Below are 12,711 nucleotides of genomic sequence, written 5' to 3' on the forward strand. Positions count from 1 at the left end.
TTCATCTACTATGCTGCGTCGTTTATTGAGCTTGGCACTGCCGTTACTGCTGGCTCTGCCTATGGCTGCGATGGCACAGCAAGCTGGCTTGCCTGCATTTACCAGCACACCGACTGCTGGTGGCGGCCAGACTTATTCGCTGAGTTTGCAAACCTTGTTGTTGCTGACCGGCTTGTCATTCCTGCCTGCCGTGTTACTCATGATGACCAGTTTTACGCGCATCATCATCGTGTTGTCTTTGTTACGCCAGGCGCTCGGCACACAAAGTTCGCCACCAAATCAAGTCATCATCGGACTCGCATTATTCCTGACGCTATTCGTCATGAGCCCAGTGCTGGATAAAATCTATGTCGATGCTTACCAGCCCTTCACTGCCAACAAAATCAAGATGGACGAGGCACTGGAAAAAGCAGTTGCGCCATTGAAAACATTCATGGTCAAGCAGACGCGTGAGTCGGATCTGGCGCTGTACGTCAAATTATCCAAAGGTCCAGAACTGCAAGGTCCGGAAGATATCCCATTGCGCATATTGGTACCAGCATTTATCACCAGTGAATTGAAAACTGCATTTCAAATCAGCTTCGCGATTTTTATTCCATTTTTGATTATTGATATGGTGGTCGCCAGTGTGTTGATGTCGATGGGTATGATGATGGTGTCACCGTCGATTGTGGCGTTGCCGTTCAAGCTGATGCTGTTTGTACTGGTCGACGGTTGGCAATTGCTAATCGGTTCGCTGGCGCAAAGTTTTTACTAAGGATTTGCGATGACTCCCGAAAGCGTCATGACGATGGGCCGCCACGCGATTGAAGTCACTTTGATGGTGGCTGCGCCGATGTTGCTGATCGCGCTCGCGATCGGCTTGGTCGTCAGTATTTTCCAGGCGGCGACACAGATCAATGAACAGACACTCTCTTTCATTCCAAAATTGGTCGGCATTTTTGTCGCACTGGTGATTGCCGGTCCGTGGATGTTGACTGTCATGCTGGATTACATGCGCGAAATGTTTACCAATATCCCTCTGCTAGTCAGCTAGCGGCAATGCCGTCTCCCTCGCAGTCACCGATCGCATGATCAGTATCACCAGCGCCGAACTTAATACCTGGATCGCAGCATTGCTGTGGCCGCTAACGCGCATCATCGGTTTGATTTCCGTTGCACCATTGTTCGGCAATGTCAGCGTTCCGGCGCGCGTCAAAATCAGTCTCGCCATCATGCTGGCGCTGATCATTGCACCTACCGTCCCTGCCATGCCTGCGATGGACCCGATATCGTCCACCGGCTTCCTGATTTTGATGCAGCAGCTGCTGATCGGATTGACGATGGGCTTTGCGATGCGGATTGTGTTTGCAGGTGTCGAGATGGCTGGTGAAATTACAGGCATGACGATGGGGCTGGGCTTCGCCAGTTTTTTCGATCCGCAGACGCGTGCGCGCACCTCAGTCATCAGCCAGTTTCTGGCACTGCTGATTCTGATGGTTTATCTTTCCACTAATCTGCATCTGGTTGTCTTGTCTACGCTGGCGCGAAGTTTTGAGCTCTTGCCAATTACTGGCAGCTTTGTTTCGCCTGGAGGCTTGTTCGAAATAGTCAAATGGGGTGGACGTATTTTCAGCGCAGGCGTGCAACTATCCTTACCTATGGTCGCCGCGCTATTGATCACGAATATTGCACTCGGGATTTTGACGCGCGCCGCACCGCAACTGAATATTTTCGGTATCGGTTTCCCGACCACCATAGGCGTCGGCTTCATCATGATAGGCGTCGTGCTGCCTTACTTGATGAATCCGTTCATCAATCTGATGCAAGAAGGAATTGATGCGATGGGGAGAATTACCGTTGCATTCACACCGCTACAGCAATAGGTGTAAATGAATTGAAATGGTTTGTTCTTGCAAGCGCAAGAACAAACCATTTGATCAGGTCAGCATATTGAACAGCGACAAGCCCGAGATTTTGATGAACGACTGGCGTGCTGCTTCCAGTGTGTACTGTTGCTGAGTAAAACTCGAATAGGCTTCTACCGGATCGATTTCCTGCAATTGCTTCAAGGTCGCGGTGTATTGGACTTTTAAATCAGAGCCAGCGGTATCGAGATTATCGATTTCCTTCAAGCGCGTACCGATCGTTGTACGCACAGCAGATATATTCACAAGTGCGTTGGCAATGCTGTTATTCGCAGCCGCTAATCCATTTGCTAATTTGGTTTGTCCTTGAGGGCCGACAGCGCTCGTTGAGATAGTTGCCAACAAATCGGTAATCACCGTGAAAACACTTTGCTTTTCACTTGGCTTCACACTAAAAGTATCACCGTTAGCTGGCACACCTTTAATATCGAATTGCATGCCGCCAAAGCTGATGGCTTGTCCGCTTACATACGGTTGTGGCGTAGCTGGCGTCGCAGGTGGTGGTGTTTCTGTCACCAGATAAGTTGTCACACCCGCGGCATCAATAGAGAAAGTGACTGCATAGTCATGACCGGTCAATTGCGTCTGATCAATCACCGATCCAGTGCTGACCAAACCGGTACCGGTATTAGCCGTACCTGCTGCGGTAACAAAACGCCCATTACCGCTCATGCCTGCTTCAAAAACGGTGGAGCCCGCATCACCCACTGCCATTTGACGCGCTGCGCCTACCTGCAACATGCGTTGCCCCTGGTCACCGCCGTAATTAGCGCCTGTCGCAGATTGGGTATATGGCTGTACGGTTGTTTGATAGCCGGCAAAAATATAATTACCACTGCTATCACGTGAATTTGCCAGCGACATCAACTCGTCAAAATTGCTGCGCAACTGAGTCGCATACATCTTGCGTTGTGCATCATCCAGCGCGCCATTGCCTGCGCCAACCACAACATCCTTGACTGATTGCAAAAGCAAATTGACACTTTGCAAGATACTTTCTTCTTCAGACAAGGCGCTCTTGGCATTGGAACGATTCAGAGCAAATTGATCATTAATGGCCAGCGCCTGATCCATACCCAATGCAGCAGCAGCAGCGACAGGATCATCGGCCGGCGTCAATACACGCATACCGCTGGATACCTGTTGCTGAGTTCTAAACAAAGCAGTCTGCAAGTCGCTAATCTGACGCGAGCCCAACTCATACATTGTGTTTGTGCTGATACGCATGATTTTTGTCCTTATCGACCCAAGGAAGCCAGAATATCAAACATGTCGCTCACCGCCTGCATCACCTTCGCAGCGGCTTGATACGCTTGTTGATACTGGATCAAATTAGCTGCTTCTTCATCCAGATTCACACCGGATTCAGACTGCTGAGCGGTTTGCAGTTGTTTGAGCAAGCCACCTTCGGCTGCGCTATTCACCTGCAATTCGCGTGTCTTGTTACCAACCAGACTGACCAACTGACTGTAGGCAGTATTGTAATTTGCAGTGCCGCCTTGCAAGACATTCTTGGTCTGCAATTCGCCCAACGCCAGCATATTGCGGCTATCGCCCTGACCATTGACGTTTGCGCTGATCTTGAAAGTGTCGCCATCTGCCGGCGCGCCACTCAGTTTAATCTCTGCACCGCCAAAAGAAATTGTCGAACCCGCCGTGTACGGAACCGCTGCACCTGCAGCGTAAGTCGTCGGCACACCGTTCGTCGTCACTGTAACGGGCATCGTGGCTGGGAAGCCCGTCAACGTGCCACCCGTCGAGTTATACGTCAGCGTTACAGGTGTAGCAACAGTCGCAGCAGTAAAGGCAGCCGTAATCGAACCAGCGCTGATTGCGCCCGTGCCCGTATTCGTAGTTGTTGAGCCGGTAACGATAGGTGTCGCTGCCGCTATCGACGATAAATCCTTGATCAACACATTGAAATCTGCTGCGCCATTGACAGTTGGTCGCACCATGTAATGATCACCGGCGGCCATCGGCCCCGATGTCATCGTCAGATCAACACCGTCGATCGTGGCAGTCGGAAATGTTGCGCCGGAATACATGGACGCATTATCAGAAATACGCGTTACGCTGTAATTGCTGCCATCGTATGACACGCGATAATCGCTGGTGGTTAGTGCACTTACATTGCTGATCGTGGCGCCGACAACTGCAGTACCGGTGTTTTTGTAATCAGCATTGACGGCAGGTTGAGCAGAATTGAAAAAATTACCGCCCAAGTTGCCATTTTGATCTTGCCCTAGGCGATGTTGCGCGTTGAAGGTTTCTGCGATGCCCAATGCGATACGACCCAAGGAATTTTGTATTGGGTCCAGCGACTTGTTACGGAATTCAATCAAACCACCCAGTTTGCCACCTGTGATCGCCTCTTCCGGCAAGGTAACTGTGGTTCCATTTGTTGTGTAACCAACTTGCAAACGGCCCAAATCAGTTGACGATGCAACGGTCGTTAATTTGTAGACGGAATTACCAACAACCAAAGGCTGGCCATTGCCGATATACACGCTGTAACCGGTATTCTGCTTGTTAACAGTGACTTTGGCTTCCTTGGCCAATTCACCAACCAGGTAATCGCGCTGGTCAAGCAAATCGTTAGGCGGTTGTCCATTGGCCTGCGCTTTGGCAATCGCATTATTTAACGAACTAATCTGTTCTGCGTAAGCATTGATATTCGTGACGCTAGCGGTAATTTCAGTATTCACGCCTTCGCGTATCGCACGCAACTGACCATCCATGGTCTGGAAACGGGCTGCCAGCGATTCTGCGCCCGACAACATGGCTTGACGCGATGGCGCCGAACCAGGATTGGCGACCAGATCTTGAATACCTTTGAAGAAATCCTGAATCACTGGTGTGAGGCCAGTGCTGGAATCGGCGATCATGTTATTGATCTTGCCAATTTGAGTAGCGTAACTTTGCAGTTGGCTGGTACTACCTTGCGCAGCGACAACCTGCTTTGAGATGAATTCGTTATAGACGCGTTGTACGGTTTCTACTGTCGTACCGCTACCGATATAACCGCCACCCAAATCCTGGCCGCCTAGCGAAGTCTGAATCACCAATTGGCGACTATAACCAGGGGTTTTCTGATTTGCGATATTGTGGCCAGTTGTGGCAAGACCCGCCTGGGCTGCGGCAAGTGCGCTAGTCGCGATACTGAGGATATTGGGCATGGTCTATTTCTTTGAACGCTATATCGTTGTGTACGGCACATCGATGGAAAACTTGAGCCTGCAATTCATTGTCTTGCAACTTGAATAACTCTTGAGTTACCTAAATGAAAACGATCAGGCTGCGAGATTTCGATTGATAAGGTTGGTCAATTTCTCTGCGTACTTGGGATCCGTAGCGTAACCGGCCTTTTGCAAGCCCTGTGCAAAGCCTTTTACATCTGTGGCATTCGCCAATACTTTTTCGTAGCGTGGATTGTCACGCAGCAGTTTCGCGTAATCGCGGAACGAATCTGCATAAGAATCATAGGCACGGAATTTTTCCACACGTTTTTGCGGCACACCATTAATGTATTCAGTGGTAACAGCATCCACGGTCTTGCCTTTCCAGCCGCCGGTTGCCTTGATGCCAAACAGATTGTGGCTAGTGCCGCCATCTGCAGTACGGATGACGTGCTTGCCCCAGCCACTTTCCAGCGCAGCTTGGCCCAGCATGAATTTAGCGGGAATACCGGTCGTCTTGCTGGCCTCTTCCGCATGCGCGGTGAGCTTGTCCTGGAAAGCCTGCACATGCTTGGGCTTGTCAGTTGCTGCGACAACTGCATCGTCAGTGGATGTGCTTTTTGGCGCACGTGCCGCACGCTCGGATAGCGATCGCAGCAAGTCGGTTTTCAAACTAGAGCTCAAGTCATCCGCACCACCATTTTGCGTGGCAGCGTTTTCACTCGCCACGGCGGCATTCATTTGATTGCCAGACAATTGACGTATCAATACATCCGCCAAACCCACACCGCGCGTTGCCATATTCTGGCTCAACTGTTGATCCAGCATCGACGTGTACATTTTGGTTTGTTCGTTATCGAACACGCCTTCTTGCGGTGTCGCTTGGCGCATGCTTTTCATGATCATGTTCATGAAAAGCGCTTCGAATTGCTTGGCCGCAGCCTTGATCGATTCCGGCGAGTTCTGACGCGCCGATTGCTTTAGCGCCTCGACGCCTTTGGCATCGATCGCAAGACTATTACTCGAATTGTCGGCAGGCGTAATCATGTGACGATTAAATAATTTCCAGTTCTGCGCGCAGTGAACCCGATGCTTTCATAGCTTGCAAAATTGCCAGCAAATCCTGTGGTGTCGCGCCTATCGAATTCAAGGCTTTGACGACCTCGGCTAGCGAGGCAGAATTTTTCAGCAAGATGACCTTGCCTGGATCTTTACTGATTTCAATTTGTGATTGTTGTGCGACGACCGTTTGTCCACCCGAAAATGGTGCAGGCTGGCTGATCACAGGTTGCGTGTTAATCACCACTGACAAATTACCATGCGATACCGCACAGGTATCGAGTGTCACCGCTTGATTCATGACGACTGAACCAGTGCGCGCATTCATGATGACTTTTGCACTGACTTGCGCTGGCGTGACGTTGATACTTTCCAAAGCACCGAGGAAGGCAACGCGTGCATTGTTATCCGTAGGTGCATTAACGCGAATCACACGACCGTCTTGCGCAGCAGCGGTTTGTGGACCAAAACGTGCATTGACTGCATCAGCCACACGGCTCGCGGTGGAGAAGTCGGTGTCTTTCAGCTCAAGATAAATCACATCGCCCTGCCCCAATGCAGTCGCTACTGCACGTTCGACAGTCGCGCCTGCGGAGATCCGACCTACGCTCAGATGGTTGATCTGTGCCTTGCTGCCATTCGCAGCCGCACCAACACCGCCAACGACAACGTTACCCTGCGCCATAGCGTAAATCTGCCCATCAGCACCTTTGAGTGGCGTCATCAACAAAGTGCCGCCGCGTATGCTTTTTGCATTACCCATCGATGACACAGTAATGTCCAAATTTTGACCGGGCTGTGCAAATGCAGGCAGCGAAGTCGTCACCATTACCGCAGCGACGTTCTTCAATTGCAGATTGGTACCTTGCGGCAGATTGACGCCCATTTGCTGCAGCATGCTGACGATGCTTTGTACTGTAAATGGTGTTTGCGTCGTTTGATCGCCACTACCATCCAGACCGACAACCAAACCGTAGCCGATCAATTGATTCTGCCGCACGCCTTGTACGCTGGTCAGATCTTTCAAGCGCTCCGCATGCGATGCAGTCATCGGCAGCAACAGGCACGCGGAACAAGCAATGACCTGCAGCGATTTTTTAAATAGGAACGGTGTACTTCTCAAAGTGCTGATTGCGGTTTTCATTTGTATTCCTTGTTGCTTCAATTCCATCAACACAGAATCAGAGCGGCAGTACGCTGAGGAAGAAGCGCGCCAACATCGATGCCACTTCGGCGCCGTCTACAGTACTGTTGGTGCGGTATTCAATTTTTGCATCGGCTACTTGTGTCGACGAAACGATATTGCCGGAGTTGACGGTGCTTGGATCGACTACGCCTGAGAAGCGAATAAATTCAGAACCCTTGTCGAGAGAAACTTGCTTCTCACCTGCGACAATAAGATTGCCATTCGACAGTACGTCGATCACGGTCACGGTCAAGGTGCTGATGAAATTATTGCTGGAAGTTACCGCACCTTTGTCTTCATATTTAAGCGCGTTCGAAGCGCTCGCATTCAAACGTCCAGTAACAGAACTGAACAAGCCAAAAATATTCGGGACGCCTGCGGCAACGGTGCCAGTTTTGCTGGCTGAACTACCTGCCAGTTTGCCCGCCGAACTTTTCTCATTGATGATGATGGTGATGGTGTCGCCGATCAAACGCGCACGTCTATCTTCAAACATCGGACGATAAGCTGCGTTTTGAAAAATGGCGCCATTCGCTGGTGGCGTAATCGTGTTCGATGCTTGAGGACGCGCGGTCAACGGCGTCTGCACGATGGTTTCCGGCATGACTGCACAGCCTGCGAGTAGCGCGCTTGCAGCAACCATCATCGAAAAATATTTTTTCATCATAAATCCTTTACCTCGTTTTACTCTTGCTGCTGCACTGCCTGATTCATTAGCTATGCATACATTTGCACGGCTAATGCATTACATTTGCGTCAGACGCTGCAGCATTTGATCCGAGGTAGTAATTGCCTTGCTGTTGATTTCGTAAGCGCGTTGAGTCTGGATCATGTTGACCAGTTCTTCCACCACGTTGACGTTCGATGTTTCTGTGTAGTTCTGGACCATGATGCCGGCGCCATTGGTACCAGGTGTATTGGCATTGGCATTGCCCGACGCACCGGTTTCCACGTACAGGTTTTCGCCCTTGCTTTCCAGACCGGCCGGATTGATAAAGGTGGCCAATTGCAAGTTGCCAACTTCGGTTGCTGCGACGTTACCTGCCAACTTGACGGACACAATACCGTCGCGACTCACTGTCAAACTCTGGGCATCGATAGGAATCGTGATTGCAGGCTGAATTGGAAACCCGCTGGACGTTACCAACTGACCTTGACTGTCCGTTTGAAACGAACCATCACGTGTGTAAGCTGTTGTGCCATCGGGCAGCAAGACTTGAAAGAAACCCGCGCCATTGATCGCAACGTCTTTCGAATTGCCGGTCAATTGCAAGTTACCTTGTGTATGAATTCGTTCAGTCGCGACTGGACGTACACCCGTACCCAATTGCAGGCCGGAAGGAAGGTCCGTTTGTTGCGACGATGCAGCGCCAGGCTGGCGTATTGTTTGATACAACAAGTCTTCGAACACGGCGCGTGTGCGTTTGAAACCGGTAGTACTGACGTTTGCCAAGTTATTGGAAATGACGTCCATCTGCGTTTGTTGCGCATCCAGACCAGTTTTAGAAATCCATAAGGAACGAATCATTTTTTTCTCCAATATTTCGACAAACTGAAGCAGACATTTCGTCCGTTCTCATTTTGCGCGTAGCTGCATTAATTCAAAGCGAGAAATTCAGTAGCTTTCGCCGCATTGCTCTCGGCATGCTTCAACATATTCATATGAAGCTCGAACTGTCTTGCAAGACTAATCATGTTGACCATGGCATCGACTGCATTGACGTTACTGCTCTCGACATAACCGGCCGCAACAGTAACGTTTGCATCGACGTCAGCCGGCTGGCCATCTTTAGTTACAAACAAGCCATCGTCGGAACGCACCATATTTGCTTGTTCCGGATTGACCAGCTTCATGCGCGCAAGTTGAATCGAAACACCAGGTTTTGAACCGGCTTCCACAGTCGAAATCGTGCCGTCTTTTGCAATCGACAAAACAATGTCTGGCGGGATGGTGATCGGCCCGGCATCGCTCAAGACATTCAAACCGCTTTGTGTTTGCAGTACGCCGTTTTCGTTGATCTTCAAACTGCCGCTGCGGGTATAACCTTCGGTACCGTCGGCACGCTCGACCGCCAACCAACCCTGACCTTCCAAGGCCACATCCAGCGCGCGGCCGGTCTGCTGCAAGGGACCTGTGCGGAAATCGCTGCCGACAGTTGAATCAACCACGAAGGTACGTGTAGGCAAGCCATTGCTGACCACCGGTACCGCACGGAAGGTATCCATCTGCGCGCGAAAACCATTGGTAGAAACGTTGGCCAAGTTATTGGACACCGTCGCCTGCTGTTCCAGGATCTGCTTGGCGCCCGACATCGCGGTATAAATCAGTCTATCCATCTCATTCCTCCTGTGGTCAGCCGCATCAGTTATTCATAGCGCTGATGCGACTACCATTACTGCCAGAGCTGAATTGAACATCAGTTCAGCTCAACTTCAGATCAGTGTCAGCGTATATTCAGTCTTAACGCAAGTTCACCAGAGTTTGCAGAATCTGATCTTGCGTTTTGATCGTTTGCGCATTTGCCTGGTAGTAGCGTTGCGCAGTAATCATGTTGACCAACTCAGCCGTCAAGTCGACGTTGGAATCTTCCACGCGCGAGGATTGGACCGCGCCCAAACCGCTGCTGCCTGGTGTGCTGGTCAGCGGTGCGCCGGAGTCAGCGGTTTCTACCCATTGGTTATCACCGATGTTTTGCAAACCGTTAGGATTGGCGAACGATGACAAGATGACTTGTCCGAGAATATTGCTTTCGCCATTCGTGTAACGGCCAACGATCTCGCCGTTTGTCGCCACGCTGAAGCCGATTAATGTGCCAGCTGGATAACCATCCGGCAGTTGTTTGGCGACGCCAAAGTCTTGTGCGAATTGTTGCGTTCCGGTGCTATCGATCGAAACAGTAAAAGGTGTTGCCGCACCACTGGTCACGGCAATGTTCGCTACCAGAGGCGCTGGCGTGGTACCGGTCAGTACGCCCCCGTTATTGAAGTCCATCGTACCAATCGCAACGGGCGCTGCAGGAGGAACATAGCCAATAGGCACTTCATCAACCGTAGCAAAAACGGTCCATGTTGCACCCGCTGCGCCACTTGCGGTCTTCACGTAAAACGTACGCAAATCATGTGAATTACCGAGGCTGTCATACACTTTGGCTGAAGTTGAATTGGCAAAGGTAGTTGGATCGGTAGCATCAAAGCTGGCTGCAGGCTGAACTGCCTTGCGTGAATCGAGTGTCAGTTTCAATTCGTAGGTACTTGTAGCGGCAGGTGCCAGATCGGCTTTGTCGATGTGTAGTTCGGCCGGCGCTCCAATTGCGACAGTACCATTTGCATTGGCAAGGTAACCGGTCAAGCGCTGACCCGACGCACTTTCGATATAGCCTTCCTTGCTCAGGATGAACTGTCCATTGCGTGAATAGCTGATTGCGCCGTTATCACTCATGCGGAAGAAACCACCACCATTAATCGCCATATCAAGCGGGTTATTGGAGGCAGTCACGTTACCTTGTGAGAATTGCTGAGCAACGCGCGATACCTGTGTACCGATACCGATCTGCGCGCCGCCACCAGAACCAACCAGCGAGTTGGCGTAGACATCGGAAAACTGCACCTGTGATTGCTTGAAGCCGACGGTACCCGCATTCGCGACGTTATTACCGATTGCTTCGAGACTTTTGGTTGCGGCATTCAATCCGCTCAAACCTTGTTGGAAACTCATGTTTATTTCTCCTGGCTTAATTTAATAGGATTGCGCAACATTAAAGATACTGACGAATATCAGACAATTCGAGTTCGCCCAAGCCCGGTACGTTGAGCTTGACGTTCTGACCCGCTGTGGTGGAAACCGTGGCAATCATGCCGAATTGCAGCTCTGTGACTTCAACAGGTTTTCCTGCGAGCGTGGCTTTCACATCAAATGTGTAAGTGCCATTAGGAGCATCGGTGCCATCAGATTTTTTACCGTCCCAGATGATCGGTTTAGAGCCCGCGGTTTGTTTAGGGACGTCGATGGTTTGCACCACATTGCCGGAAGCATCTTTGATCGTAATCACTGCGCTATCAACATCAGATGGAAACTCAACACCCATCAGCGCTTGTTTTTCCGACAGACCGGTTTGGTTGCCCGGTGCGAGCACACCCTTACCGATCAGCGCTGCCGCTTGCAGCGACTGGCTGGACTGGTAACTGCCCATCAATGATTCCACTGTGGAGTTCAATTTATCGATACCGGTAACGGTCGACAATTGCGCCAGTTGGCTGGTGACCTGCGCGTTATCCATAGGATTCAGAGGATCCTGATTTTTCATCTGCGTAACCAGCAGTGTCAAAAAGCGATCCTGCGCTTCCGCTGCGGTCGATGCCGAGGTAGCTGCCTTTGGATTCATCGCGTCAAGTACTGACTGCGGTAAAGTATTCGTAATAGCGGCCATGATTATTCCTTTTTATTATTTACTGACCGAGCGTCAGCGTTTTAAGAAGCATTGTCTTGGCCGCGTTCATGGTTTCGACATTGGTTTGATACGAGCGTGATGCGGAAATCATGTTGACCATTTCCTCGACCACATTGACATTGGGTAGCGCGACGTGACCGGTTTCATCAGCGTTCGGATGCTTAGGATCGAACACCATTTTCAAGGGTGACGCGTCTTCGACGACACGATTGACTTTGACACCGGTTGAAGTTGCGCCGGACATAGGCACTGATTGAAATTCGACTTGCTTGGCGCGATAAGTCTGACCGTTTGCGCTGGTCGTACTTTCGGCATTGGCGATATTGCTGGATACCACATTCAGGCGCTGACTCTGTGCGCTCATGGCCGAACCGGCTACATTGAAGATATTAAATAGCGACATGATTATTGCCCCTGAATAGCGGTAAGCATACCCTTGATTTTGGAAGCCACAAGCGTGATGCCGACTTCGTAGCGCATCGCGTTATCGGTAAATTGATTGCGCTGCACATCCATGTCGACTGTGTTGCCATCGACGTTACCTTGCTGCGTATTGCTATAAAGTAAAGGCGCACCACCTATGGTTTGATTCGTGTTTGAAGCCAGATGCACAGTTGACGTTTTAGCCAGTTCGTTCGCTGATGTTGTGCCGCTACTGCTTTTGGCTAGCGCACCTTGCAATGCCTTGTTAAAATCGACATCACGCGCCTTGTAATTAGGCGTATCCGCATTGGCAATATTCGATGCCAGCAACTGTTGGCGCTGCGCGCGCAGATTCAGGGCGGTTTCCTGAAAGCGCATCATGTCATCAAGTTTTCCGATCATTACGACCTCCGAAGTGTGCATTCAGGGAATCTTCCCCGCGCCTGTAATGGATTTCTATAGCGTTGATCATACGGAGCACTCTGTCACGTCGATCAAACGATAAGAAGACA

14 protein-coding genes are annotated in these 12,711 nt (G+C 50.6%); 3 read left to right on the forward strand and 11 right to left on the reverse strand.

The window, feature by feature from the left end; genetic code table 11:
• The first annotated feature begins 10 nt into the window (after window positions 1-10).
• Genes fliP through fliR form a run of 3 tightly spaced genes read left to right on the forward strand, consistent with a single transcriptional unit; the run spans window position 11 to window position 1,865 of the window.
• Entirely contained in the window at window positions 11-757 is a 747-nt protein-coding gene (fliP, locus tag Q7T66_RS11665; RefSeq protein WP_304933760.1) for a flagellar type III secretion system pore protein FliP, read from the forward strand.
• Between the two features lie 9 nt (window positions 758-766).
• Window positions 767-1,036, forward strand: coding sequence for a flagellar biosynthesis protein FliQ (gene fliQ / locus Q7T66_RS11670; RefSeq protein ID WP_304933495.1), 270 nt, complete (start codon window positions 767-769; stop codon window positions 1,034-1,036).
• A gap of 34 nt (window positions 1,037-1,070) precedes the next feature.
• Window positions 1,071-1,865, forward strand: coding sequence for a flagellar biosynthetic protein FliR (fliR, locus tag Q7T66_RS11675; RefSeq protein ID WP_304933496.1), 795 nt, complete (start codon window positions 1,071-1,073; stop codon window positions 1,863-1,865).
• 54 nt (window positions 1,866-1,919) lie between these two features.
• On the opposite strand, the gene flgL is transcribed toward fliR, so the two are convergent.
• The 11 genes from flgL to flgB form a co-directional block, all read right to left on the reverse strand.
• Complete coding sequence (gene flgL / locus Q7T66_RS11680; RefSeq protein ID WP_304933497.1) at window positions 1,920-3,134, reverse strand: flagellar hook-associated protein FlgL; 1,215 nt, start codon at window positions 3,132-3,134, stop codon at window positions 1,920-1,922.
• 11 nt (window positions 3,135-3,145) lie between these two features.
• The gene (gene flgK, locus Q7T66_RS11685) at window positions 3,146-5,083 is read right to left on the reverse strand and encodes a flagellar hook-associated protein FlgK (protein ID WP_304933498.1); all 1,938 of its coding nucleotides are present in this window, start codon (window positions 5,081-5,083) and stop codon (window positions 3,146-3,148) included.
• Window positions 5,084-5,197: 114 nt separating this feature from the next.
• Window positions 5,198-6,130, reverse strand: a complete 933-nt coding sequence (flgJ, locus tag Q7T66_RS11690) for a flagellar assembly peptidoglycan hydrolase FlgJ (protein WP_304933499.1) — start codon at window positions 6,128-6,130, stop codon at window positions 5,198-5,200.
• A 7-nt stretch (window positions 6,131-6,137) separates the two neighbouring features.
• A complete protein-coding gene (locus tag Q7T66_RS11695; protein WP_304933761.1) occupies window positions 6,138-7,193 on the reverse strand; it encodes a flagellar basal body P-ring protein FlgI in 1,056 nt (351 codons plus the stop codon).
• Window positions 7,194-7,323: 130 nt separating this feature from the next.
• Window positions 7,324-7,992 carry a flagellar basal body L-ring protein FlgH gene (locus Q7T66_RS11700; protein WP_304933500.1) on the reverse strand — a complete coding sequence of 223 codons (669 nt, stop codon included), beginning with the start codon at window positions 7,990-7,992 and terminating at the stop codon, window positions 7,324-7,326.
• A gap of 81 nt (window positions 7,993-8,073) precedes the next feature.
• The gene (gene flgG / locus Q7T66_RS11705; RefSeq protein ID WP_304933501.1) at window positions 8,074-8,856 is read right to left on the reverse strand and encodes a flagellar basal-body rod protein FlgG; all 783 of its coding nucleotides are present in this window, start codon (window positions 8,854-8,856) and stop codon (window positions 8,074-8,076) included.
• Between the two features lie 68 nt (window positions 8,857-8,924).
• Window positions 8,925-9,665 carry a flagellar basal-body rod protein FlgF gene (flgF, locus tag Q7T66_RS11710; protein ID WP_304933502.1) on the reverse strand — a complete coding sequence of 247 codons (741 nt, stop codon included), beginning with the start codon at window positions 9,663-9,665 and terminating at the stop codon, window positions 8,925-8,927.
• A gap of 124 nt (window positions 9,666-9,789) precedes the next feature.
• A complete protein-coding gene (gene flgE / locus Q7T66_RS11715; RefSeq protein WP_304933503.1) occupies window positions 9,790-11,043 on the reverse strand; it encodes a flagellar hook protein FlgE in 1,254 nt (417 codons plus the stop codon).
• 40 nt (window positions 11,044-11,083) lie between these two features.
• Entirely contained in the window at window positions 11,084-11,755 is a 672-nt protein-coding gene (flgD, locus tag Q7T66_RS11720; protein ID WP_304933504.1) for a flagellar hook assembly protein FlgD, read from the reverse strand.
• 19 nt (window positions 11,756-11,774) lie between these two features.
• Window positions 11,775-12,179, reverse strand: coding sequence for a flagellar basal body rod protein FlgC (gene flgC / locus Q7T66_RS11725; RefSeq protein WP_304933505.1), 405 nt, complete (start codon window positions 12,177-12,179; stop codon window positions 11,775-11,777).
• A 2-nt stretch (window positions 12,180-12,181) separates the two neighbouring features.
• A complete protein-coding gene (gene flgB / locus Q7T66_RS11730; protein WP_304933506.1) occupies window positions 12,182-12,601 on the reverse strand; it encodes a flagellar basal body rod protein FlgB in 420 nt (139 codons plus the stop codon).
• Window positions 12,602-12,711 lie beyond the last annotated feature (110 nt).

Source organism: Herminiimonas sp., from assembly GCF_030655415.1.

Excerpts from the sequence above, each read along its gene's own strand:
- Q7T66_RS11700 (WP_304933500.1), bottom strand. The coding sequence starts at position 7,992 with ATGAAAAAATATTTTTCGATGATGGTTGCTGCAAGCGCGCTACTCGCA.
- Q7T66_RS11695 (WP_304933761.1), bottom strand. The coding sequence starts at position 7,193 with ATGACTGCATCGCATGCGGAGCGCTTGAAAGATCTGACCAGCGTACAA.
- fliP (WP_304933760.1), top strand. The coding sequence starts at position 11 with ATGCTGCGTCGTTTATTGAGCTTGGCACTGCCGTTACTGCTGGCTCTG.
- flgG (WP_304933501.1), bottom strand. The coding sequence starts at position 8,856 with ATGATTCGTTCCTTATGGATTTCTAAAACTGGTCTGGATGCGCAACAA.
- flgJ (WP_304933499.1), bottom strand. The coding sequence starts at position 6,130 with ATGATTACGCCTGCCGACAATTCGAGTAATAGTCTTGCGATCGATGCC.
- flgK (WP_304933498.1), bottom strand. The coding sequence starts at position 5,083 with ATGCCCAATATCCTCAGTATCGCGACTAGCGCACTTGCCGCAGCCCAG.
- flgB (WP_304933506.1), bottom strand. The coding sequence starts at position 12,601 with ATGATCGGAAAACTTGATGACATGATGCGCTTTCAGGAAACCGCCCTG.
- fliR (WP_304933496.1), top strand. The coding sequence starts at position 1,071 with ATGATCAGTATCACCAGCGCCGAACTTAATACCTGGATCGCAGCATTG.
- flgF (WP_304933502.1), bottom strand. The coding sequence starts at position 9,665 with ATGGATAGACTGATTTATACCGCGATGTCGGGCGCCAAGCAGATCCTG.
- flgD (WP_304933504.1), bottom strand. The coding sequence starts at position 11,755 with ATGGCCGCTATTACGAATACTTTACCGCAGTCAGTACTTGACGCGATG.
- flgL (WP_304933497.1), bottom strand. The coding sequence starts at position 3,134 with ATGCGTATCAGCACAAACACAATGTATGAGTTGGGCTCGCGTCAGATT.
- flgC (WP_304933505.1), bottom strand. The coding sequence starts at position 12,179 with ATGTCGCTATTTAATATCTTCAATGTAGCCGGTTCGGCCATGAGCGCA.
- flgE (WP_304933503.1), bottom strand. The coding sequence starts at position 11,043 with ATGAGTTTCCAACAAGGTTTGAGCGGATTGAATGCCGCAACCAAAAGT.
- fliQ (WP_304933495.1), top strand. The coding sequence starts at position 767 with ATGACTCCCGAAAGCGTCATGACGATGGGCCGCCACGCGATTGAAGTC.